The 23,014-nt window shown below is 57.5% G+C and carries 24 protein-coding genes and 1 riboswitch; of the genes, 18 read left to right on the forward strand and 6 right to left on the reverse strand.

What is annotated here, in order from left to right; genetic code table 11:
• Positions 1-32 precede the first annotated feature (32 nt).
• From PLU01S_RS16230 to PLU01S_RS16240, 3 genes are read left to right on the forward strand one after another with little or no spacing between them, the layout of a single operon-like run.
• Complete coding sequence (locus PLU01S_RS16230) at positions 33-1,283, forward strand: c-type cytochrome (RefSeq protein WP_233432129.1); 1,251 nt, start codon at positions 33-35, stop codon at positions 1,281-1,283.
• The gene (locus PLU01S_RS16235; protein WP_074824154.1) at positions 1,280-1,762 is read left to right on the forward strand and encodes a (2Fe-2S)-binding protein; all 483 of its coding nucleotides are present in this window, start codon (positions 1,280-1,282) and stop codon (positions 1,760-1,762) included. The genes PLU01S_RS16230 and PLU01S_RS16235 overlap by 4 nt, the downstream gene beginning before the upstream one ends.
• Entirely contained in the window at positions 1,759-4,002 is a 2,244-nt protein-coding gene (locus PLU01S_RS16240; RefSeq protein WP_074824157.1) for a xanthine dehydrogenase family protein molybdopterin-binding subunit, read from the forward strand. The genes PLU01S_RS16235 and PLU01S_RS16240 overlap by 4 nt, the downstream gene beginning before the upstream one ends.
• Before the next feature lie 6 nt (positions 4,003-4,008).
• Here the strand turns inward: PLU01S_RS16240 and PLU01S_RS16245 are convergent, their stop codons facing one another.
• Positions 4,009-4,875 carry a metallophosphoesterase family protein gene (locus PLU01S_RS16245; protein ID WP_074824160.1) on the reverse strand — a complete coding sequence of 289 codons (867 nt, stop codon included), beginning with the start codon at positions 4,873-4,875 and terminating at the stop codon, positions 4,009-4,011.
• A gap of 460 nt (positions 4,876-5,335) precedes the next feature.
• Between PLU01S_RS16245 and PLU01S_RS16250 the strand changes: the two genes are divergently transcribed.
• Positions 5,336-6,307 carry a restriction endonuclease gene (locus PLU01S_RS16250; protein WP_074824163.1) on the forward strand — a complete coding sequence of 324 codons (972 nt, stop codon included), beginning with the start codon at positions 5,336-5,338 and terminating at the stop codon, positions 6,305-6,307.
• A 54-nt stretch (positions 6,308-6,361) separates the two neighbouring features.
• Here the strand turns inward: PLU01S_RS16250 and PLU01S_RS16255 are convergent, their stop codons facing one another.
• A complete protein-coding gene (locus tag PLU01S_RS16255) occupies positions 6,362-6,727 on the reverse strand; it encodes a YggL 50S ribosome-binding family protein (RefSeq protein WP_074824165.1) in 366 nt (121 codons plus the stop codon).
• Positions 6,728-6,942: 215 nt separating this feature from the next.
• A riboswitch (cobalamin riboswitch) is annotated at positions 6,943-7,139 on the forward strand.
• Between the two features lie 117 nt (positions 7,140-7,256).
• Between PLU01S_RS16255 and cobO the strand changes: the two genes are divergently transcribed.
• Genes cobO through PLU01S_RS16305 form a run of 10 tightly spaced genes read left to right on the forward strand, consistent with a single transcriptional unit; the run spans position 7,257 to position 16,063 of the window.
• Positions 7,257-7,898, forward strand: coding sequence for a cob(I)yrinic acid a,c-diamide adenosyltransferase (gene cobO, locus PLU01S_RS16260; protein ID WP_010794738.1), 642 nt, complete (start codon positions 7,257-7,259; stop codon positions 7,896-7,898).
• Positions 7,895-9,196: a cobyrinic acid a,c-diamide synthase CobB gene (locus tag PLU01S_RS16265; protein ID WP_083397855.1), complete on the forward strand. Its 1,302-nt coding sequence runs from the start codon at positions 7,895-7,897 to the stop codon at positions 9,194-9,196. The genes cobO and PLU01S_RS16265 overlap by 4 nt, the downstream gene beginning before the upstream one ends.
• Positions 9,193-9,858, forward strand: a complete 666-nt coding sequence (gene bluB / locus PLU01S_RS16270; RefSeq protein WP_074824168.1) for a 5,6-dimethylbenzimidazole synthase — start codon at positions 9,193-9,195, stop codon at positions 9,856-9,858. Before PLU01S_RS16265 ends, bluB begins: the two co-directional genes overlap by 4 nt.
• On the forward strand, positions 9,855-10,763 hold the full coding sequence (cbiB, locus tag PLU01S_RS16275) for an adenosylcobinamide-phosphate synthase CbiB (RefSeq protein ID WP_074824172.1): 909 nt from the start codon (positions 9,855-9,857) through the stop codon (positions 10,761-10,763). The genes bluB and cbiB overlap by 4 nt, the downstream gene beginning before the upstream one ends.
• On the forward strand, positions 10,756-11,745 hold the full coding sequence (gene cobD / locus PLU01S_RS16280) for a threonine-phosphate decarboxylase CobD (RefSeq protein ID WP_074824174.1): 990 nt from the start codon (positions 10,756-10,758) through the stop codon (positions 11,743-11,745). The genes cbiB and cobD overlap by 8 nt, the downstream gene beginning before the upstream one ends.
• Positions 11,742-13,199 carry a cobyric acid synthase gene (locus tag PLU01S_RS16285; RefSeq protein WP_074824176.1) on the forward strand — a complete coding sequence of 486 codons (1,458 nt, stop codon included), beginning with the start codon at positions 11,742-11,744 and terminating at the stop codon, positions 13,197-13,199. Before cobD ends, PLU01S_RS16285 begins: the two co-directional genes overlap by 4 nt.
• Positions 13,196-13,717, forward strand: a complete 522-nt coding sequence (gene cobU / locus PLU01S_RS16290) for a bifunctional adenosylcobinamide kinase/adenosylcobinamide-phosphate guanylyltransferase (RefSeq protein ID WP_074824178.1) — start codon at positions 13,196-13,198, stop codon at positions 13,715-13,717. Before PLU01S_RS16285 ends, cobU begins: the two co-directional genes overlap by 4 nt.
• Entirely contained in the window at positions 13,714-14,769 is a 1,056-nt protein-coding gene (gene cobT, locus PLU01S_RS16295) for a nicotinate-nucleotide--dimethylbenzimidazole phosphoribosyltransferase (RefSeq protein ID WP_074824181.1), read from the forward strand. The genes cobU and cobT overlap by 4 nt, the downstream gene beginning before the upstream one ends.
• On the forward strand, positions 14,766-15,344 hold the full coding sequence (gene cobC / locus PLU01S_RS16300; protein ID WP_074824183.1) for an alpha-ribazole phosphatase: 579 nt from the start codon (positions 14,766-14,768) through the stop codon (positions 15,342-15,344). Before cobT ends, cobC begins: the two co-directional genes overlap by 4 nt.
• On the forward strand, positions 15,329-16,063 hold the full coding sequence (locus PLU01S_RS16305) for an adenosylcobinamide-GDP ribazoletransferase (protein WP_074824186.1): 735 nt from the start codon (positions 15,329-15,331) through the stop codon (positions 16,061-16,063). The genes cobC and PLU01S_RS16305 overlap by 16 nt, the downstream gene beginning before the upstream one ends.
• A gap of 43 nt (positions 16,064-16,106) precedes the next feature.
• Here PLU01S_RS16305 and PLU01S_RS16310 read toward each other — a convergent pair whose 3' ends face one another.
• The gene (locus PLU01S_RS16310; RefSeq protein ID WP_010794728.1) at positions 16,107-17,402 is read right to left on the reverse strand and encodes an outer membrane protein transport protein; all 1,296 of its coding nucleotides are present in this window, start codon (positions 17,400-17,402) and stop codon (positions 16,107-16,109) included.
• A 141-nt stretch (positions 17,403-17,543) separates the two neighbouring features.
• A complete protein-coding gene (locus PLU01S_RS16315) occupies positions 17,544-18,023 on the reverse strand; it encodes a hypothetical protein (RefSeq protein ID WP_074824189.1) in 480 nt (159 codons plus the stop codon).
• 408 nt (positions 18,024-18,431) lie between these two features.
• On the opposite strand from PLU01S_RS16315, the gene rnd reads away from it, so the two are divergent.
• From rnd to PLU01S_RS16330, 3 genes are read left to right on the forward strand one after another with little or no spacing between them, the layout of a single operon-like run.
• On the forward strand, positions 18,432-19,559 hold the full coding sequence (rnd, locus tag PLU01S_RS16320; RefSeq protein WP_074824192.1) for a ribonuclease D: 1,128 nt from the start codon (positions 18,432-18,434) through the stop codon (positions 19,557-19,559).
• A 17-nt stretch (positions 19,560-19,576) separates the two neighbouring features.
• Positions 19,577-19,870, forward strand: a complete 294-nt coding sequence (locus PLU01S_RS16325) for a YcgL domain-containing protein (RefSeq protein WP_019366981.1) — start codon at positions 19,577-19,579, stop codon at positions 19,868-19,870.
• A 42-nt stretch (positions 19,871-19,912) separates the two neighbouring features.
• The gene (locus tag PLU01S_RS16330) at positions 19,913-20,845 is read left to right on the forward strand and encodes a D-2-hydroxyacid dehydrogenase (protein ID WP_074824197.1); all 933 of its coding nucleotides are present in this window, start codon (positions 19,913-19,915) and stop codon (positions 20,843-20,845) included.
• Positions 20,846-20,890: 45 nt separating this feature from the next.
• Here the strand turns inward: PLU01S_RS16330 and PLU01S_RS16335 are convergent, their stop codons facing one another.
• A complete protein-coding gene (locus PLU01S_RS16335) occupies positions 20,891-21,487 on the reverse strand; it encodes a nitroreductase family protein (protein ID WP_019366983.1) in 597 nt (198 codons plus the stop codon).
• A 297-nt stretch (positions 21,488-21,784) separates the two neighbouring features.
• Here PLU01S_RS16335 and PLU01S_RS16340 point away from each other — a divergent pair, with 297 nt between their 5' ends.
• Positions 21,785-22,234: a YcgN family cysteine cluster protein gene (locus tag PLU01S_RS16340; RefSeq protein WP_010794722.1), complete on the forward strand. Its 450-nt coding sequence runs from the start codon at positions 21,785-21,787 to the stop codon at positions 22,232-22,234.
• A 1-nt stretch (position 22,235) separates the two neighbouring features.
• Here PLU01S_RS16340 and PLU01S_RS16345 read toward each other — a convergent pair whose 3' ends face one another.
• On the reverse strand, positions 22,236-22,994 hold the full coding sequence (locus PLU01S_RS16345; protein WP_074824199.1) for an SRPBCC family protein: 759 nt from the start codon (positions 22,992-22,994) through the stop codon (positions 22,236-22,238).
• Between the last annotated feature and the right edge of the window lie 20 nt (positions 22,995-23,014).

Below are 23,014 nucleotides of genomic sequence, written 5' to 3' on the forward strand. Positions count from 1 at the left end.
AGGTGAAAAATAGAAAAATAGGACGATAGCCGATGGGGTCAAGCCCACCTTTGGGGCGGGCTTTGTGTAAAGCCCCGCCTTTTTTATTGCTCGCCGCGTTCAATGGCCCTGTCTGGGCGGGAGAGGGCGCAAGCATTGATACGAAACGGGGCGAATACCTGACGCAGTTGGGAAACTGTCAGAGTTGCCATACCCGTAAGGACGGCTTGCCCTTCGCCGGTGGCGTAGCCTTTATCACTCCCTTCGGTACGCTTTACTCTACTAACATCACGCCTGAAAATACGACTGGTATCGGTGCCTGGAACGACGACCAGTTTCTCAATGCCATGCATAAAGGCATACGGCCTGATGGTGCACATCTGTACCCGGCGTTTCCCTATACGGCTTACACCCAATTATCCCGTAACGACGTTCTGTCTATCCTTGCGTATCTAAGGTCCCGGCCAAGCGTTGTCTATACGCCGCCTGCCAATGAGCTGCGTTTTCCTTTCGATCAGCGTTGGATCATCAAGGGCTGGAAGCTACTCAATTTCCGTGAAGGCCGTTTCAACGAGGTTTCTTCGAGCGAACAGATCAACCGTGGCGCTTATCTGAGCGAGGCGCTAGGGCACTGTGGGGAATGCCATACGCCTCGTACTTGGAGTCAGGGGTTGGATCGCTCTCTACACTATGCCGGTGCGCGCCAGCAGGGATGGACGGCCTGGAATATCACGTCTGACCCTCGTGGTATCGGTGGCTGGAGTGACGAAAAGCTGATGAATTACTTGCGAAATGGTCATCAGCGTGGGGAGGCGGTAGCGGGCGGACCCATGGCACAGGTTGTCAGCGGTAGCCTGCGGTTTTTGACAGACGAAGACCTGCGGGCCATGGTGGCGTATTTGCGTAGCGTGCCTGCAAAGCCGGGCACCGTACCGGCACATGCTGAAATAAGCGTAAAGCCGGAAACGCAGGGCAATACGGACGCCGAAGCGTTATTCGTGTCGCTATGCGAGAGCTGTCATCATCCCGATGGACAAGGGCTGGGAGGGCCTTATCCGCGCTCTTTTCCAAACTACTCGGCTGTGCGCGACCCGGATGGAACAAACCTCATTCGTGTCATGCTTGAAGGGATTGAGCGGAAGGGGATGCAGGATGAGGCTTTTATGCCTGCCTACCGCGCACTCTTGAATGATGATCAGATTGCAAGTCTGGCCACTTATATCGGCCACCGGTTCGGTGGCCATACCCATGTGTTTTCGGTTCAGGATGTAGCCCGTCAACGAGAAGCAGGAGCCGGGCAATGACAATCCATCAATTGAATGTCAACGGCGCGGCTTACGAGGTCGATGTCGATCCGCAGGTGCCACTGTTGTATGTGCTGCGCAACGAGCTGGGCATCATGAGCCCTAAATTCGGATGCGGTCTTAGTGAGTGTGGGGCTTGCACGGTTCTGGCAGACGGTCGCCCTGTACGCTCCTGCTGCGTGCCGGTCGGCTCACTGGCAAGCCAGGCTATCGTGACCGTTGAAGGCCTGGGCACGCCAGACCGACCACATCCTCTGCAGCAGGCGTTCATCGATGAACAGGCCGCACAATGTGGGTATTGCATTCCAGGCATGTTGATGAGTGCACAGGCATTGCTCTCTCAAAACACCTCGCCAACCGACGAGCAAGTCAAACGGGCGCTTGTCGGTAATCTGTGTGGATGCGGAACACATACGCGCATCGTCAAGGCAATCCAGCGTGCCGCAGGCCTCATGCGTCAGGGCGAGGAGCGCTTATGACTTTTCTGGTGTCGCGCCGTTGTTTTCTCCAAGGGCTATCCGCTCTGGTGGTAGGGTTCAGCTTTGACGGTGTTCGGGCTGCCGAGTTATTGATGCCTGACCTTTCGGCCGAGCAGGTGAAGAAAACCCTGGATGCCAGACAGCTCGACGCCTGGTTGGCTATTCGCCAGGATGGCCGCGTCATTATCTATAGCGGCAAGGTGGAGCTGGGAACCGGGGTTGAGACCGCATTGCGCCAGATCGTGGCGGATGAATTGTGCGTCTCGTTCGAGTCCACCCGCTTGATTCAGGGTGATACACAGTTGACGCCCAACCAGGGCATCACGGCAGGGAGCAAGACAATTCAGGTGGGTGGTGCCCAATTGCGTCAGGCTGCCGCTTCAGCCCGGCATTATCTTTTTAATGAGGGTGCACGTCGCCTGGGGCTCGATACGTCGGTGCTCGATACGGTGGATGGGTGTGTGGTCTACCGAGGCGATCCAGCAGGTCGTTATGTTCGTTATTCCGACCTGCTGACGCAGGGTATCTTTGAACGTTCTGTAGATAAGACTGCTAGTGTTCGAGCAGTCGAAAGCTATCGAGTCGTTGGTCAATCCATACCGCGGGTAGATATTCCTGCCAAAGTCTTCGGCCAGTTTCGTTACGTTCATGACCTAACTGTCCCGGGTATGGTGCATGGGCGGGTGATTCGTCCTCCGATAACGGGTGCCAGCCGCCTGGATGGGTTAAAGATCGAGCACCTCGATGCCAGCGAACTACCGGCAGGCGCGCAATTGGTCTATGAAGGCAACTTCGTGGGTGTGGTTGCAGAGCAGGAATGGGTGGCCATGCAGGCTGCCCGTGCTCTCAAAGTGACGTGGAGCTATACCTCCACGTTGCCGAACCCTGGCGATTTGTACGGCCGTTTGCGCCATGTGGCCGGCGAGCCTGAGGTACTGGTCGAGCAGGGCGATGTCATCGAGCATATGGGACAAGCCGTCCAGGTTATCTCGGCTGAGTACCGCTGGCCTTTTCAAAACCACGACTCGATTGGTCCTTCGTGCGCCATTGCCGATGTACGAGCTGACGCGGCAACCATTTGGTCGGGTACTCAAGGCATTTATCCGTTACGGTCGGCTTTGGCCAATTTGCTAGGCATGGACGAACACGTCGTGCATGTCATTTATAGCCAAGCTTCAGGATGCTATGGACATAATGGGGCGGACGATGTCACGGGTGATGCTGCGCTGCTGTCCAGGCACTGTGGTCGTCCGGTACGTGTACAGTGGTCCAGGGCTGACGAGCACGGTTGGAACCCCAAGGGTCCGGCTATGCTGATGCAGCTGCAGGGAGGGATGAACGCATCTGGTGACCTTGTGGCGTGGCACTTCCAGAACTGGACGCCTACCCATGTCACCCGGCCCAGCGCCAAGGCGGGAGCTGCCTCTCTGTTGGCCGGACAGCTCTCCCGGGGACTGGCCGTCCAGGGGCCCAACGCGGGGGGAGACCGTAACGCGCCTACCAGTTATACCCTCGTGAACTGTCGGGTTGAAACGCACTGGATCGACCCCTTGAGTTCGCCGCTACGGCCCTCTGCATTGCGTGGTCTAGGGGCGGTGGCAAACACCTTTGCCAATGAGTCCTTCATGGATGAGCTGGCCTGGACCGTGTCGGTTGATCCCTTGGCGTTTCGACTGCGCTATCTGCAGGACCCTCGCGGCCGTGCCGTGCTTGAAGCGGCCACCCGGCAGGCTCGCTGGACGCCTCGACAGCAGGGTCCTGATCGATGGAAAGGCCAATCCGTCCAGGGCCGCGGGATCAGTTACGTTCAATACGAGAATGAAAATGCCTATGTGGCCGTAGTCGCCGATGTGGATGTCAGCTCAGCCGGAGTAAGGGTCAGACGCGTGACGGTTGCCCATGATTGCGGGCTCATCATCAACCCGGACGGTGTTAGGAATCAGATTGAGGGGAATGTGATTCAGGCGATCGCCCGTACACTCAAGCAGGAAGTGACGTTCAACCCTACCGGTGTGACCAGTCTTGAGTGGGGAGCCTATCCCGTGCTGGCCTTTCATGAAGTACCAGAGATTGACATCGTCTTGCTCGATCAGCCGGACCAGCCTTCTGTTGGGGCAGGTGAAGCAACGTCTGCTGCAGTGCCTGCCGCTATTGCCAACGCGGTATTCGATGCGACAGGGTTACGGCTGCGGCAGGTACCTCTGACAAGAGCGCGCCTGACCAATGCCATGCACGCATAAGCCTTCTTACTGCTGACCGCCGGGCACCAGGACCTCATGGCGATCCGTCTCCAGTGCCTGCTCTTCTGCCTTCCAGGTCAGGTTGAAGCGCTCGGCAACTGTAAAGCGCTTGTCGATGAAGTCCCAGCGCTCTACCTCGACGCATTTGGTTTCACCGTTGCCTACGATCAGTCGATTGAAGGAGTTGGGTGCACTGCCACGTACGCGAGAGGAGAGCGTCGTGCCTGCCTGCACGATCCATATCTCTCGGGAAAGCTCAGGGTACTGGCCGCTTAGGGGAAGAACATAAGGGAGGTGGATATGGCCACCCATTACCAAGTCTAGGCCGGCGTCGGCCCAGGCGGTAAGCGCATCTCCTGCGCCGCTCTGCAGATTGCTCAAGTCACTCAGAACCATGGCGCCAAAGGGTTGATGTGCTACAACGATGCGCAGCTTTTCCTTTGAGGTCTTGTTCAAGCGGTCGACGACGCGTTGAATCTGCTCGGATGTAACCGCTCCGTCCTTGCGCCGCTTGGGGTGCGTAGTGTTCAACCCAATGACCAGAAGATGTTCATCTTCATAGGTAGGCTCAAGGTCGCTTCCAAAATGACGCTGGTAGTTGGCATAGGGCGTCATGAAGCGGGCAAAGAGGTTATAAAGCGGAATGTCGTGGTTGCCTGGTATTACCAGGGTAGCTGGAATGCCATATTTCTCAAGACGCTGCACGTAAGCCAGCCCGGCTTCGAACTGTTTGTCACGGGCTCGCTGTGTGATATCTCCTGAAAGAATCAGCAAGTCGGCGCCATGTTCACGTACGTGATCTTCCAGCGCATCAAGTACGGGTTGTTGTTCGGTACCGAAGTGAGTATCGGAGATTTGCAGAATCGTTGTCATGGGAAATGCATGCTGTCAGTGTGAAGTTACGACGCTAATGGGCGGCGAGAATTCGATTGTCTGGCCTGATTTAACGGTTAAGAGGCTGTAAATGGTTAGGCAATTCCACTTGCATGGGCGTCTTGAGTTAGCCGTTATTCGTTTAAACGTTCAAACGGCATTATCGATGAAAAACGACACCAATGTCCCTTCGCATGGGGCAAGGAAAAATATGTGATGTTTTTATCCAAAAACTTGCAGACAGTTTCTCATCATTGAGCAGTAATCTGCTGCCGCTGCTTGTCCCTATCAACGATTAGCAGTACTTCATGGCTCACGATTTGTAACACATCACGGGCGTTTTAGACGTCATCGCTTCCCGGATTTTGGTCTGGTTACAAACCTGATTACTGATTTCTCACCAGAATGTGCGGGTACCTTCAAACAGGAGGCGTCTGCAGGTTAATGGAAGCGCATCGCTATGAATCAAGCGTGGAAGATTGAGGTAGAAGGGCGCGCGCTTAACGAGGCGTTGCGCCGTGGGATAATTGCGCTGGGTTGGCCCAAGCTGGGCGATCTGCGGGCTTATCCTGATGAAAAAGCAATCAAGATCAAGCTTTCCGAGTATACGACCCAGCATAGTGAGTCAATGTTGGATACGTGGGCGTCGGCGCTCAAGACGCTAACCCACGACATCAGGGTAGGCGATGCCTTAGTCGTGTATGACCACAGGACGCGTCAGTACTGGCTGGGACATGTTACAGGTGGGTACAGCTATGATCCGCGTGAATGCGAGGAGTGGCCCAACCTGAGACAGGTCAGGTGGTATGCACAGATTCCCCGTGCGCAGCTCAGCGTCAAGGCGCGCAATGCATTAAGTGCGGTGCAGGGCTGTCAGTTGCGCCAGGAAATCTGGCAGCAGCTCGACTCACTCAGCCGTGGTGATTTTCAGCCAAGCGAGCAGGAGGCCGACGCTATCCTCAGTGCTCGACAGGATATGGAAGCACAGGCTCGCGAACTGATTGCTGATCGGCTCGATCGTCTTTCCGAGGCGCAGATCATCCAACTGGTGTCCGGTCTGGTACGCGCCATGGGATTTATCACCAAACAGCCTCCTGCGTCCAGCGGCAGCCTGGCTATTGAGGCCTCTCTGGATGGCTTGGGTCTGCATCCCCCTCATGTAAAGGTCCAGGTTCAGCATCGTCAAGGTGTTGTAGGCGGTGAGACTTTGCGAGAGCTTCTGAACTGTCTGAAGGCTGATGACAAGGGTATTTTTGTCAGTACATGCGGCTTCAGCCAGGAGGCTATCTATGAGGCCGAGCGCGCCGGTCAATTGGTGGCTCTGATGGACATGGATCAGTTAGTCGACATGCTTCTGGTGCATTACGAGTCTCTGGATCTGGAGCTGAAATCTCTGATTCCCTTGACGCGGATCTACTGGCCAGCCTCCTGAACGCAGCAGAAATAAAAAACCCCGGCACTGACCGGGGCTTTTCACGATGGCCTGTTACTCTTCAAAGTGCCAGGCATCGTAGAGTTCGCTGGCAGAAGCGCTTGCTACTTCCTTGCGTGCCTTGAGCCAATCGGTCAGGGCCTGACGGTCTTCCTCGGTGGGCGAGCCGTAGCGCTTGTTTGCCATGATAGTGCCTTCGATCCAGGTTTCGCCGAAGCCACCCATGTAGTCCAGGTTACGGGACTCGACGAAATCGACGAAATCGCTCAGCAGCGTTTCTAGCGCTTCATCTTCAAGCGATTCCTTGAAATCAGCCTTGAGCTCGAATGCCAGTTCCTGGAATTCGCCCAGGTAGAGCTTCTTGCGGATACGGCGCTTCATGCGGCTAAGACGGGGATCGTTGGCAGTAGATTCGGACATAGGGAGACCTGTAGCTCGATAACTTCATGGCCAGCCAAAGGGTTTGACTGGATGGAAAGCGGCGCATTATCACCAGCTTCAGCCAGCATGGCTATCAAATATGATAGCGCGGTGACGATAAAGCGAAATGAATCTGTCGCGCCGGTAGATTTTCTGCGCAAAGATTTATCCCCATTTGCCATGACTTTCGTTGACGCTCCCAGGGCTTGCCCGTAACCTGCGCGTCTGCTTGAGGTGCCTCGTGACATGGGTCGACGAGGTGAAACAGGGAAGCCGGTAGCAAGCCGGCGCTGCCCCCGCAACGGTAGGTGAGTTGAACGTCGCACAGGCCACTGGACAGCTGTCTGGGAAGGCGCGGCGGAGGAGTTTTCCGCTCACGAGCCCGGAGACCGGCCTCAGGCATTACACGGCAATGCGGAGGGCATTGATCGTCGCACAGGGCTAATGGCGTTGTGCGTCGTTGCCTCATCTGTATCCTTGCGGAGCAGATCTTTCCGTTCGCCTCAGCCCTTGCCTGAAGGAGAGCGTCATGAGCGATACCCCAGAAACCCCCACCTCGTTACCCGTCGATGATGCGCGCAATGAGCGCCACCGTGAGCGAATGGTCCGTAAGAAAGCTGTCATGGACGAGCGGATCGCCAATGCACAGAATGAGCGAGGCTTGCTGCTGGTACACACCGGTATCGGCAAGGGCAAGAGCAGCTCTGCCTTTGGCATGGTGGCCCGAGCCTTGGGGCATGGACTGAAAGTGGGCGTCGTACAGTTCATCAAGGGACGCGTCAGCACCGGTGAGCAGATGTTCTTCCAGCGGTTCCCCGAGGAGGTCCGTTACCATGTGATGGGCCAGGGATTCACGTGGGAGACCCAGGATCGTCAACGGGACATCGAAAACGCTGCCAGTGCCTGGGCTGTGGCCAAGGCATTATTGAGTGATCCTGAAATAGCACTCGTAGTGCTTGATGAACTGAATATCGCATTCAAGCATGGCTACCTGAAGGTTGAAGACGTGCTGGCGGATATCGAGGCGCGTCCGGTCTCCCAACACGTTGTCGTAACGGGGCGCGGTGCACCGCAGGCGCTGATCGACGCGGCTGATACCGTCAGTGAAATGGGCTTGGTCAAGCATGCCTTCCAGAGCGGCATTCGCGCCCAGAAAGGAATCGAATTTTGAACCTGCATGATCATCGTCGGTGTCCGGCGCTCCTGGTTGCCGCGCCGGCCTCCGGCCAAGGCAAGACCAGTGTAACGGCAGCCCTGGCACGTCTGCATACAAGGCAGGGCCGCAAGGTCCGTGTATTCAAGTGCGGCCCGGACTTTCTCGATCCCATGATCCTGGCCCGTGCGAGCGGTGCGCCGGTGTACCAGCTTGACTTGTGGATGGTAGGGGAAGAAGAAAGTCGCCTGCTGCTATGGGAAGCAGCAGGCGAAGCTGATCTGATCCTTATCGAAGGCGTCATGGGGCTGTTTGACGGCACGCCGTCTAGTGCGGACCTGGCACGTCGCTTCAATGTGCCGGTACTGGGTATTATTGAGGCGACCGGCATGGCGCAGACCTTTGGGGCATTAGCCTACGGTCTTGCACATTATCAGGCGGATCTGCCCTTTGCTGGCGTGCTGGCCAATCGTGGCTCCAGCGCCCGGCAGACCGAGCTGCTCAAGGCCAGTTTGCCAAGCGGTATGCGCTGGTTTGGTGCCTTGCCGCGCAACTCGGGTATCGAGTTGCCGAGCCGGCATCTTGGGCTGATCCAGGCTGACGAGTTGTCGGATCTGGATGCACGTCTGGACGCTGCGGCCGATGCCATTGCTGCCAGTGCCGATACCTCACTACCGGAGCCTGTGCTGTTTCAGGCCCCTATGAAGAAGAGCGTCGAACCGCTGCTGGCTGATGTGCGCATCGGGGTTGCACGCGACGCGGCACTGTCGTTTCTGTATCAGGCGAACCTTGATCTTCTACGCGCCATGGGCGCTGAGATTCGGCATTTTTCAGTGTTGCAGGACCAGCAGTTACCGGAAGTAGACAGTCTCTACTTGCCGGGCGGTTATCCTGAATTACATATTCAACAGCTGTCTGGAAATACCGCCATGCAGTCTGCTATTCGGGCGCATCATGCCGCAGGCAAGCCCATTCTGGCCGAATGCGGGGGGATGCTCTATCTGCTGGAGCGCCTGGCTGACAAGACAGGCGAGCAGGGCGAGATGGTTGGACTTCTCGAAGGGGAAGCTACCTTGCAGCCACGTCTTACTGCACTGGCGCTGCAAAGCGTTGCCTTCGATAGCGGCACCTTGCGTGGCCATACGTATCATCACTCATCCTTGGAATCGCCACTGGCTCCAACGTTGCGTGGTATCTGTCCCAATGGCAAGGCCACGGCGGAGTCGGTGTTCCAACAGGGCCGCCTGACTGCCAGCTACATTCACTTCTACATGCCATCCGCCCCCGAAACGGCGGCTGCCCTGCTAGCACCATGAATCCTCACGCCTTTACTTCCGCCGAACAGGCCGGCGTCTATCGTGCTATCGCCGAACGACGTGACATGCGTCATTTCAGTGGCGGCCATGTACCGGAGGATCAGCTGCGGCGGCTGTTGAGCGCTGCTCATCAAGCGCCAAGCGTAGGCCTCATGCAGCCATGGCGCTTCATGCGCATTACTGACCAGGGGCTGCGTGCCGAGCTTTACCGGCTGGTCGAGTCCGAGCGTGTCTGCACGGCAGAGGCGCTGGGTGAGCGTAGCGATGAGTTCATGCGGCTCAAGGTGGAAGGCATAAAGGAGTGTGCCGAGCTGCTGGTGGCTGCCCTCATGGAGGGGCGAGAAGCCCATATCTTCGGACGCCGTACGCTGCCTGAAATGGACGTGGCATCGCTGTCTTGTGCGATCCAGAATCTATGGTTGTCCGCCCGGGCGGAGGGGCTCGGGATGGGATGGGTTTCGCTGTTCGACCCGGCTGCGGTGGCTGAACTGCTGGAGATGCCGGAAGGCAGCAAGCCGCTGGCCATCCTGTGTCTTGGCCCTGTCGAGGCCTTTTACAATCAGCCCATGCTGGTCGAGGAGGGTTGGCGAACGGCTCGCCCGTTGGATGAGCTCGTGTTTGAAAACCGCTGGGGTTCTGTCAAGGAGACTGAGAAGACATGATTCTGGCCCTGACCACCTTTTTAGGTGTACTGCTGGATACGATACTGGGCGAGCCTCGACGTTGGCATCCTCTGGTGGGATTTGGCCGGTGGGCAAACGCGCTGGAGCGCCGTTTCAATCCAGGCGGTGGCGGCTGGCGCAGTCACGGGCTGACGGCCTGGTGCATGGCTGTACTACCGTGGGTCGTCTTGGTAGCGCTACTCGATCAGATTCCCTACGTAGGCTGGCTGGTTGAGGCGCTGGCGCTGTACTTCGCGCTTGGCCTTAAAAGCTTGGGCGAGCATGCCAAGCCCATCGCGCTGGCGCTACGGCGTAATAACCTGGAGGAGGCGCGGCGGCGTGTTGGCTATGTGGTCAGCCGGGAAACCCGTGAGCTGGATGAAGAGGCTGTCGCGCGGGCAGGTACAGAATCCGTACTGGAAAACGGAAGCGACGCTGTTTTTGCGGCTCTCTTCTGGTTTGTCCTGTTAGGCGCCCCGGGTGTTGTTCTATACCGCTTGGCCAATACGCTGGATGCCATGTGGGGCTATCGCAATACCCGCTTCGAACGCTTTGGCTGGGCGGCTGCACGCATAGATGATGGGCTTAATTACGTGCCGGCGCGTCTGGTGGCATTGACGTATGCACTGTTGGGTAACTTTGGCTCCGCTCTGCATTGCTGGCGAACACAGGCGCCTCGTTGGGACAGTCCCAATGCCGGTCCAGTCATGGCGGCGGGCGCCGGTGCGCTGGGCGTGACACTGGGTGGTCCAGCGCGCTATCACGGCGAGCTACATGATCGGCCTATTCTGGGATTGGGGCCTGCACCCACAGCGCACAGTATCGATATGGCACTGCTGCTCGTCCGTCGGGGCGTCATGCTCTGGGTGGCAGTTATCGTGCTGGGAGGCGTGATCAGTGCTTGAGCATGGCGGACGTCTGCGCAAGGCTGCGCAGCGTTATGGTATCGCGTTGGAGGATTGGCTGGACCTGTCGACAGGGCTTGCGCCTATGCCCTGGCCAATACCCCACATACCGTTATCAGCCTGGGCGCGTCTGCCCGAGACAAACGACGGCCTGGAGCAGGCTGCTGCTTGTTACTACGGTGCTCCACGAGTGCTGCCTGCTGCCGGCTCGCAGGCGGCCATCCAAGCCCTTCCCACACTTCGCCCTGAGGGGCGAGTAGGCGTACTGGCACCCTGCTACGCTGAACACGAGCAGGCCTGGGAGCGAGCAGGGCATTGTGTTGTACCCCTGTCACTGGGCGATGTAGACGCAACGCTGAGCACGCTTGACGTCTTGGTGCTGGTCAACCCGAACAATCCTACCGGACAGCTTATCGAGCCTGAGCGGCTGCTCCGCTGGCATGCCAATCTGATTCACCGGGGTGGTTGGCTAGTCGTGGATGAGGCGTTCATGGATCTCTCTCCCGCTTACAGTCTGGCTTCATGGACGGATCGGCAGGGATTGATCGTACTGCGGTCTTTCGGGAAATTCTTCGGTCTTGCCGGTATCCGCCTGGGCTTTGTGCTGGCTGAAGCGAACTTGCTGGAACGACTGGACGATGTTTTGGGCCCTTGGACAGTCAGTGGTCCAGCACGGGCCGTGGCACGTGAAATTCTGCTCGATGAGGGTGGTCATGACCGGCAGCGCAAGAGGCTTGCAACGGCAGGGCAGCGCCTGGCTGATGTATTGACCGCTCACGAGTTGGTCCCTGATGGCGGATGCGGTCTGTTTCAATGGTTGTCTCGACCCGATGCTGAGGCGCTTCATGAGTTCCTGGCCAGACGAGCCATTCTCACGCGTTTTTTCCCCTCAATAGCGGGCATCCGCTTTGGTCTTCCCGGTGACGAAGCCGGGTGGACGCGACTCACCCTGGCTTTGCAGGCATACAAGGATTCCTTATGACAACCGTGATGGTGCAAGGCACCACCTCCGATGCCGGCAAGAGCACCTTGGTCGCCGGTTTATGCCGCTGGCTCAAACGCCAGGGAGTTGCTGTCGTACCGTTCAAACCACAAAACATGGCTCTCAACAGTGCCGTCACGGCAGACCATGGTGAGATAGGGCGCGCCCAGGCTGTACAGGCCCAAGCCTGTGGAATCGCGCCGCATACAGATATGAATCCCGTGTTGCTCAAACCCAATACGGACATCGGCGCACAGGTCATTATCCATGGTCGTGCAGTGGCTACGATGGATGCCAAGACCTATCACGGCTACAAGCGTATCGCTCGCGAGGCGGTGCTGGAATCCCATGCGCGTCTGGCCGGCCGATACGAGGTGATCATGGTGGAAGGAGCAGGCTCGCCCGCAGAAATCAACCTGCGTGAAGGCGATATTGCCAACATGGGGTTTGCCGAGCGCGTGGACTGCCCGGTTATCCTGATCGCCGATATCGATCGGGGCGGTGTCTTCGCCCATCTCGTGGGCACGCTAGAGCTTCTCAGCGAGTCGGAGCAGCAGCGTGTGGCAGGTTTCGTCATCAACCGTTTCCGCGGCGATATCGCATTGCTCAAGCCGGGCCTGGACTGGCTGGAAGCGCGGACGGGCAAGCCGGTGCTGGGTGTTCTGCCTTACTTGCACGACCTGCATCTCGAAGCCGAAGATGCGGTCGATACGCGACAGATCGCCAAGCGGGACGAGGTTATCCGAGTAGTGGTGCCGGTGTTTCCACGCATCAGCAACCACACTGACTTCGATCCGTTAAGGCTGCATCCCCAAGTCGAAATCAGTTTTGTAAGACAAGGTCAGGCGCTACCGCCTTGCGACCTGATCATTCTTCCTGGGTCAAAAAGCGTGCGAGGCGATCTGGCCTTCATGCGCAAACAGGGGTGGAATAGTGATATTCAACGGCATCTCCGTTATGGAGGACGCGTGCTGGGTATTTGTGGCGGCTATCAGATGCTGGGCCGTACCGTAAGTGACCCGCTCGGGTTGGAAGGTGATCCAGGTGACAGCACAGGTTTGGGCGTGCTCGACATGAACACCGAGCTGGCCGCTGAAAAACAACTCCGTAATGTCGCGGGGTGCCTGGCGGCTACCCGGTCTGCCGTAACAGGGTACGAGATTCATGCGGGAGTCACCGAAGGGGCCGCCTTGGAGCGACCTGCCATTATCCTGGATGATGGTCGCTGCGATGGCGCACTGAGCGAAGACGGGCTGATCATGGGAACCTACCTGCATGGGTTGTTCGAGTCGCCTGATGCGTGCACCGCCTTGTTGCGCTGGGCGGGGCTGACTACTCCTGAACGTGTCGACTACCATGCCTTGCGCGAGCGCGATCTCGAACGGCTGGCGGACTTGGTCGACCAGCATCTGGACACCGCGAAATTGCGTGCTTTATGTGGAATAAACCAATGAAGGAATTGATTCTGGGGGGCGCGCGTTCGGGCAAGAGTCGCCTTGCAGAAAAATTGGCCACTGACTCAGGTCTGGATGTCATCTACATTGCGACGGCCCAGGCCTGGGACGGCGAAATGCGTACCCGAATTGCCCAGCATGCCGACCGCCGCCCCGTTGAGTGGAGACTGGTGGAAGAGCCTCTTTATCTAGCTGCGGTGCTGCGAGCTCATGCTTCGGCTGAGCGCTGTCTTCTGGTGGATTGCCTGACCCTCTGGCTGACCAATCTTCTAATAGCAGAGGATGCCACTATGCTTGCCCGGGAGCGAGCAGCCTTGCTGGAAGCCCTATCCGAACTACCAGGCCATATCATTCTGGTCAGCAACGAGACTGGCATGGGAGTAGTGCCGCTGGGTGAGCTAACCCGGCGCTATGTCGATGAGGCGGGCTGGCTGCACCAGGCGCTGGCCGAGCAATGTGATCGTGTTGTGTTGACCGTGGCAGGTTTGCCAATGACGCTCAAAGGAGCTTCTTTATGACGCAGTACTGGTGGCAGGCACCCTGTCAGCCATTGGATGAGCGGGCCCGCCAGTTGGCGACGGCCCGCCAGGCGCAGCTTACCAAGCCGCGTGGCGCACTCGGGCTGCTGGAGCAGGTTGCGATTGATCTGGCGGCGATGCAGGGACGTGAACGGCCTGTTATCGAGCACGTGACAATCAGTGTCTTCGCAGGGGATCACGGTGTCGTGGAGGAAGGGGTGTCGGCCTATCCTCAGGCGGTGACAGGCGAAATGCTGCGCAACTTTGTTGGCGGTGGCGCTGCCATCAGCGTTCTGGCGCGTTCGCTCAAGGCTCCGCTGGAGGTCATTAATCTGGGAACCGCTGAGCCAACGGAGGCGTTGCCAGGCGTTATTGATCGTCCTCTTGGTCCAGGTACGGCCAACTTTACTCGCGAGCCGGCCATGACTGTTGCTCAATGCGAGGTAGCTCTGCAGGCAGGACGAGACAGCGTCCAGAAAGCCAAGGCAAGCGGCGCTCAGCTGTTTATCGGTGGTGAGATGGGGATTGGCAACACCACGGCGGCCAGCGCTATGGCTTGTGCATTGCTGGAAGCTTCACCCCTCGCGATGACGGGGCCGGGAACCGGACTCGATGCAGATGGCATTGCCTTGAAGGTCGCGGTTATCCAGCGTGGTCTGCTACGCCATGCGGAGTCATTGAGTAACCCGCTAAAGGTGTTGCGCCGTCTGGGTGGCTTCGAGATTGCCGCGTTGACCGGTGCTTACCTTGCCTGCATGCAGGAGGGAGTTCCGGCGTTGGTCGATGGGTTCATCAGCTCTGTTGCCGCCTTGTGCGCCGTACGAATGAGCCCCACCGGGCGTGAGTGGCTGCTGTTTGCTCACAGCGGAGCCGAGCCGGGCCATGCACTTGTGCTTGAAGCACTCAACGCTCAGCCGCTGATTGAGCTGGGGCTGCGTCTGGGGGAGGGAAGCGGTGCAGCATTGGCGGTGCCCTTGCTTCAGTTGGCGTGTCGCCTGCATGGCGAAATGGCGACCTTTGCCGAGGCCAGCGTATCGGATCGCCCGGCATGAGCCTGTTTCTGTTGAGACATGGGGAAACACAAGGGCCGGGCGGTTTTCGCGGGCGTCTGGATCATCCACTGTCGGAGCAGGGGTGGTCCAGTATGCGGGCCGCGGCCTTGGCATTACCGCCATGGGAGTTGATTATCAGCTCGCCCCTTGAGCGGTGCCGAGCCTTTGCCGAGTGGCTGGCGAGTATGCAGGACGTGGAATGCAAACTTGAGCCTGACCTGCGCGAGTTGGACTTTGGCGATTGGGAGGGGCGTACCGCTGCCGAACTGATGGAGGGTCAGGCTGATGCCCTAGGCCAGTTCTGGGCTGATCCCTACAGTTTTACGCCGCCCAATGGAGAGCCGGTGGCCACGTTCGAACAGCGTGTCCTAGGCGCCATGGAGCGTATAGTCAGGCGTACAGCGGATACGCGCGCACTAGTGGTAACCCATGGCGGCGTTATCCGGTTGTTGCTGGCTCGGCAGCAGGGGCTACCTCGCAAGGATCTGCTTCAAGTAGAAGTTCCTTATGCCAGTCTTCATGCTTTTGAGGCGTCTGCCTTGAGCGACACGTACCCACCATGCTGCCCTTCCTGATTGCCCTGCAGTTCTTGACTCGTCTGCCGGTACGCCTGCCCGGCATGCCTCCACCCGAGAAAACCGGTGAGTCTTTATTGTGGTACCCCATGGTAGGCGTGCTGGTGGGTACCATTTTATGGCTGCTTGGCAGCCTGCTCGGGCAAGCGGCTCCGGTATTGCAGGCCGCTATTGTTCTGGCTGTATGGGTCGCGCTGACCGGTGCGCTGCATCTGGATGGCCTGGCGGACACGGCAGATGCCTGGGTCGGTGGCTTTGGTGACCGTGAACGCACCCTGACAATCATGAAGGACCCTCGCTCCGGCCCGATGGCGGTCGTTGCGGTGATCATTGTGCTCTTGCTCAAGTTCGCGGCGCTTTACGTACTGCTTGAGCACCACCAGTTGGATGCCGTCCTCCTAGTTCCCTGGCTTGCGCGAGTTGCTCTGCCTGGGCTGCTACTCGTGACCCCTTACGCAAGGCCGGGAGGCTTGGGTCAGGTGCTAGTCGATCACATGCCGAAGCGATTGCTGCGCCTTGTACTGGCCGCCCATGTCATCGCCATGTTGCTCGTGATACGCGAAAGCCTGATCGCTTTGCTGATGGCAGTGCTGCTCTTTCTGTGGCTTCGTCGAGCATTCATGACACGCCTGGGCGGGACTACTGGCGATACGGCGGGTGCGCTGGTCGAGTTGCTTGAGTGCGGTGTTCTGGTTGCGCTAGCCCTGACGAGTACCTGAATAAAAACGCCGCCTCAAGGGCGGCGTTTTTCATACGTGTCTATCAGAAGCGATAGCTGACCTGAGCGGCCAAGCCATGGGCGCTGTTTTCAACCTTGGCACTGTAGGCCGGCTGCAAAGCAGTCGCTTCACGATTGATCGAGGCCTTGTCTTCCCATAGGTAGGCATAGGCAACATCAACGGTCAGATCAGGCGAAGGAGACCAGCCTGCACCAATCGATACGGTCTTGCGATTACCCACCGGAATACGCACGTTGCGGTATTCGTTGTCGGTCGGCGACGGATCGATTGCGAAACCAGTGCGCAGTACCCATTGGGGGTTCAGCTGATAGGAAGCGCCGATGGCATAGGACCAAGTGTCGTGCCATTTGAGTTCTTCATCCACTGTGCCGAGGACATTGCCCAGAGTAGGTACTGTAGGCGTTCCACTGTTTTGTACTTCCAGCTTGTCCAGACGGCTCCAGCGGGTCCAGGTTGCGCCACCGTATAGTGTCCAGCGATCGTCAAGCTTGTAAGTAAAGGATGTATCCAGCGATTCAGGGGTAGTGATATCCAGCTCGGCATCGTACTTGCCATTCAGCGGGCTGATCAGGCGATTGACAACGGGAGACAGACTGGACACGCCACTGGCCTTGGTATGGCCCTCCAACTTGTATTTCACTTTGGAGTGGTAGGTGACCCCGACCGCTAACTGATCCGTTACATCGGCCAGCACGCCAATGTTGTAGCCCAGCGCAACATCATCGCCCTTGATTTTGACTTCCGCATCACCGCCACCCAAGGGCGCAAGGGACAAGTTGCTTTCCAGCTTGCCTGCTATTCGGTTGATCGTAGGGCCAAAGCCAACGGATACGCGGTCATTGATCTTGTAGCTCAGCGTTGGTTGGACTGTAATGACCTCAACCTTGCTGTACGATCCGTGATAACGACCCTGGAAACTATTTTCATAGTCACTGATCAGCGCGTAGGGTACATAGATACCCAGACCAAAGTGCCAATCATCATTAAGTGGTGTTACAACGTAGCCGAACGGAACGGCGGATGTTGGCACCATATCCCCTTCGTTGGTGCCACGCGCATTCGAACGCACATTACTAAAATCGCTACTGGCATCAATTACGGCCGCTCCGCCGCTGATTTCAGTACGCTTGAGCTTGGACATGCCAGCCGGGTTACCAAAAACGGTCGAAGCATCCAATGCAGAGGACGAACGACCAGCAAAGGAAGTCCCCATGCCACTGGCGCTTTGCTCGTTGATGGCAATGCCGTTGGCAAGGCTAAGGCTAGAAAAACTGGCGACAGCCAGCGCAATTGCTGTTTTCAACCCTGTTGTTTTCATTGTTAGCGCAACTCCAGAAGATGACGCGGGCGGAAACTATCAGAACGGTGACCTTTTACCAACAGCCACGACGAGCGTATCGCTCAAAAAAGGTTTTAACAGTCTATTGGCCGTTATTCAAAAAAGACTACCGGGTCATACTCAGGCTACCTGGTTCCACGTCTCGCTGCAGCGCTGCCAGGCCATGTGAAAGTCGTGAAGACGGCCTCTAGGATTGAAAACCTTACGCCATAACCGGGCCTGCCCCTGATGGTCGTCAGGCTCCGGTAAGGGCAGGCGTGATTCTTCGATCATGAGCCAGGCGATTGCTGTGGCATAACGAAGGTTGACGGTCAGCTCCAGATGAGGCGCCCCGAAAAAGGCATGTTGACTGGCGAGGCCTCGGACAAGGCTGGCCAGCTCAGGGTCGCGGGCCAGATAGTAATCCCAGAGGCCGGCATGCCGTTCGGCGGAAATTCGGTAAATACCGTGGTATTGCTGTGTTTCAAGCGTGGCGCCTAGCGCAGACTGCGTGGCGGCGGTGGCCAGCAGCATGGCCTCTGCTGACAGGGAATAGCGGTCTAGATAGACCAGGGTGGGACGAATAACATACTGACTCAATTCGCATGCAGCGATTCCCATGGCTACCTCATCACTAAGACAATGACCCGCTCGAGTCGAATGCTGGTCGGTTGATGTTGTTTTCGTGTAGCCCCGACTTCTCTTGACGTTAGGCCTTGAACTTCAAGTTTAGCTTTAAGTTTCGCACGTAAACCTAAGCCCTTAGACGATTTTGAAGTTTTCATCCCTGCCCATATTCCGCTTGGTTACGTTAGACTCATGCCGCCAGGTTCGAATGGCGGTCGCCTCGGCAGGCTGGTACCTGTCTGGTCATGCCGTGCAGCCTGCCCTATGTTCTAAGACAACGAAGCGCCTCAAATGTGGCAAATCGGGACGCTTGATAAGCATTGAGCGGCTTAATCTGGGCCTTTGATCTGCCTGAACGCTTCAGGATGGATATACTTCCGGTAACAGTACTGGAGGATTTACGTGGCTCTTGCTATCCAATGGCTCAAAGACGATGCCAGCCTTGCTCGACAATGCGCGTTCTGGCGCACCTTGCCCTTCATCGTGCTCGACACCGAGTTCATGCGGGTCGATACCTTCTATCCCATTGCGGGCCTCCTTCAGGTCAGCGACGGGCAGGGCGCTTTTCTGATCGACCCATTGACGATCAGTGACTGGGCGCCGCTGTCTGAGCTGTTGGAAGACAAACAGGTCGTAAAAGTCCTTCATGCCTGCAGTGAGGACCTTGAGGTTCTGCTCAAGCTGACCGGAAGCCTCCCCGAGCCGCTATTCGATACGCAGCTGGCGGCTGCCTATCTGGGGCTGGGCCATTCGATGGGATATTCGCGTCTGGTACATGAACTGTTAGGTATCGCCTTGCCCAAGGACGAGACACGCTCGGACTGGCTTCAGCGACCACTGACGGAGCTACAGGAGCGCTATGCCGCGGCTGACGTGGAGCATCTGGCGGAATTGTATCTGGCGTTGTCTGAGCGCCTGGATCAGACGAAGCGGGGATGGCTCCTGGAAGATGGCCGTGAGCTGGTAGCCAACCTCAAGCAGGAGTCGGACCCCTATCAGGCGTATAAAGATGTCAAGTTGGGCTGGCGTCTGTCACGTCAGCAGCTGGCTGTGCTAAGGGCCATCTGTGCGTGGCGCGAGCAGGAGGCAAGGTTATGTAACCAGCCTCGCAATCGTATTGTGCGCGAGCGCTCCCTGTGGCCTCTGGCGCGACTTCAGCCCAAGGACAAGGTCGCGCTGGCCCGTATCGATGACATGCATCCTCGTACTGTACGTCAATACGGCGATCACCTGATCGAGCTGATCAGTGAGGCCGCCAAGACGCCTCCGGATCAATGGCCTGAGCCGTTATCCGAGCCGCTGCCTCCGGAAATCTCGCCGATTCTGAAGGACCTTCGTCTCATTGGCCAGAGTGAAGCTGAGCGCCTGACCATGGCGCCTGAACTCATGCTGCGAAAGAAAGTACTGGAAGCCTTGATCAAGAGTGGCTGGCCGGATGGTCAATATGTTTTACCCGACACGCTGCGCGGATGGCGCCGCGAGTTGATGGGGCAGGCCTTGCTGGATCGCCTGGCTGCCTTGCGAACCTGATGTTATCCGGAGTACTCATGAAACGAATCTGTTCCATTTACAAAAGCCCGCGCAAAAGCGAAATGTACCTCTACGTCGACAAGCGTGACGGGCTTGCCCGCGTACCAGAAGGGTTGATTGCAGCCTTTGGTACCCCTCAGCTTACGTTTGAATTCGTTCTTACGCCGGAACGACAGCTGGAGCGCGAAGACACTGCAAAGGTTTTGGAAAATTTGGAGAAGCAGGGTTATCACCTGCAGATGCCACCACCTCAGGAGGAGTACATTGAGCATCTGCCTGAGCATTTGCTGCGTATGAACGACCCCGTGTAACGCGACAGTCATCACCACTGCTTGTCAAGGAAAGACCAGATCATGCGTTTCTTGTTGTTGGAAGACAGTTATCAGGACTATCTCACCGCGTTGCATGGGTTGGACGCTTCGCTGGAAATAGTCGGAGGTAATGATCCGGAAAAGGTGGCAGGCGTAGCTGCCGAGTGCCAGATCTGGCTAGGGCAGCCAGATCTCGTCGCAAAGCTTCTGGATCAGGGGTTCAAGCCCTCATGGGTTCAGTCCACCTGGGCGGGCATCCGGCCGCTACTGGCCTCCGGGTTAACGCAGGACTATGTGCTCACGCGCGCAGTGGGCGTGTTCGGGCAGCTGATGAGCGAGTATGTGCTCGGCTATCTGCTTGCCCATGAGCGATGTCTCTTGGAGCGCGCTCGAAAACAGGCGGATCGACTCTGGGAAGCCTGTACCCCCGGCTCGCTGGCAGGGCGACGTGTTCTTATTGTCGGGGCCGGTGACATTGGCCAGGATGTAGCACGCTTTCTAGCGCCTTTTGGAGTTGAGCTCTACGGTATTGCCAGAAGCCCGCGCGCACTGCCCGGCTTTCTTGACGTGCATGGTCTTGAGGACTTGAGTCGTGAGGCCTCGAAAGCTGACTACCTCATCAACCTTTTACCTGACACGTCGCATACGCGTGATCTCTATACGCTTGACCTGTTCAAACAACTGAAGCCTTCGGCACTGTTCGTAAATGCAGGACGTGGCACTGCCGTTGTGGATGCCGATCTGGTAACAGCATTGGAGCAGAAATACCTGGCCGGCGCCGTGCTCGATGTTTTTCGAGAGGAGCCGCTGCCTAAGACTCATGCGTTCTGGTCGGCGCCTGGACTGATCATTACCAGCCATACCGCGGCAGTGTCTTCGCCCCCTTATATTGCCCGACTCTTTCTTGAAAACCTGAGCCGCTACCGCAACGGAGAGGCATTGAAAGGGCAGGTGGATTTCAAGCAAGGGTATTGATTGCGTGCAGAGCCGGCCTATTCGTAAGCCGGCTCTGTGTCGGCATTAACCGAGAGTGTAAGGGCCTTCGGCAGCCAACTCTTCGACTGGCCGACGTGGGCTAGGCAGCTCACGGGCCTGTAATTTCTCAGACAAAGACGACTTGTCGCCCAGCTTGCCAATGGCAATTGCCATTTCGATCTTGAAATCGGTGGGTACTTTCAGCTCCTGACGAATTAGGTCGTACTCGATACCTGCCATCCCGTGGGTATGAAAGCCCAGCTTGCCAGCCTGTAGCGACATGAAGCCCCAGGCTGCGCCGGTATCAAAACTATGGCTACCCAGCGGAACCTCATCGCTACCGCCGGGCGGTACGAAGGTGGTCTTGGACAAGACGATGACCAACGCCGCAGCATGTTGTGCCCAGCTACGGTTATATTCACTGATCAGCTTGAGAAAGGTATCCCAGTGCGCAGAGCCACGGCGAGCATACAGGAAGCGCCAGGGCTGAGCATTGTAGGCCGAGGGCGCCCAGCGAGCGGCCTCGAAGATACTCATCAACTGGTTTTCTTCTATAGCGGCATCACTGAAGGCGCGGGGAGACCACCGTTGGACGAATTGCGGGTCGACTTCATACTGCGGAACACGAGTGCTAGCGGTCATGTGACGTCCTATGCAGGTAAAGTGTTACGCGTCGCCCTGGTTCGGCCTGAAGGAAATGATATGAAGCACGCCATGCAGAAGCCATCATCCTGACTTCAGCCATTCTGGCCGCGGATGCTGTTTCGCCTGCGCATGGGTTCGTCACATTTTACGCTCAGGCAGGCCCATGAGCTGCGCATCTGGAGAAGCCCTGTAACGTTAACCTCCAGAAGGCTGCGGCGACAAGCTGCACGAGCGGTGCTTGGCCGATTCGTGCATGAGGACTAGACTGCGCGCTTTTCGCAACCGACTACGTTCATGGCTGATATCACTCGACCTTTCTGGAAACGCAAGACCCTAGACCAGCTCGACCAGGGGGAGTGGGAGTCCTTATGCGACGGCTGTGGCTTGTGCTGTCTGCAAAAGCTGGAGGATGAGGACGATGGCAGCGTGTATTACACGCGTATCGCCTGCAAATTACTGGATCTGAAAACCTGCAAGTGCACCCGCTACGCCGAACGGAAGCAGTTTGTGGCTGATTGTATTCAGCTCACCCCAGGACAGGCTGATGAATTCAAGTGGCTGCCGCCCACCTGTGGCTATCGCCTGGTGTCAGAAGGCAAGGACCTGCCGCTCTGGCATCCCTTGGTCTCGGGAGACGAAAGCGCCGTACATGATGCCGGAATCTCCCAGTCGGGCCGCATGCTGAGTGAAACCCAGGTAGCGGAAGAGGACTGGGAAGACTATATGATCTTTCGGGCGGGCTGAGTCAGCCCACTGGGGACGGATCGGTCAGCGATGCGTTTCCGGTAACGGTTACCGTCTGCGTGGCGCTGGCCGCACTTTCCATCAAGCGTTTCAAATGAGTCAGGTCTCGGGAAGCCTGTGACGCCGGATCGCGTTTCATGATCTTGGCGAGGCTGTGCCCCAGTACGCCGCCTGGCGGATCATAGGCAATCAGGGTTTCGACTTCGGTACTACCATCAGGACGCTCATTGAAGGCTACCCAGCCCATCGTATTGAGATCGCCGCCGGCGATGGAGCGCCATCCAATCAAGTTGCCAGGCTCGTCCTCCGTGATGACTGAATCCCACTCCAGCGGGCCGGTTGGGCCTTGAATCACCCAGTGAGAGCGTTTGTCGTCCAGGATGTCGATGCGCTGGATCAGCTCCATGAATGCAGGCAGGTTCTTGAAGTCGCGCCAAAACCGATAGAGCTCGTCCTTGGGTCGATTGATAACCACGCAGCAAGACTCGGTCTTGGCATTTTTCCAGTGATAGTCGCGCATCAGCTGGCGTTCAAACTCACTATGGCTCAACGCTTGTTTGGCAGCACAATGCCCTGAATAACCTCGGTAAAGCGCCAACGCCCCGACCGCCATCCTGGCAACCCCGAGCAGGCCGCCCTGTCGTAGTCCCTTGATCAATAGCAGGCCACCCCCTGTCAGGGAGGCAACACGCTCAAGTCCCCCCACATTTTGCACGCGGTCTGAAAGATGGCTGTTCCGGGTAGCACGGCGGCCCAACATGGCAAGCTCCTTGATGACAG

This window comes from Pseudomonas luteola NBRC 103146 (genome assembly GCF_002091675.1).
GTDB lineage: Bacteria > Pseudomonadota > Gammaproteobacteria > Pseudomonadales > Pseudomonadaceae > Chryseomonas > Chryseomonas luteola.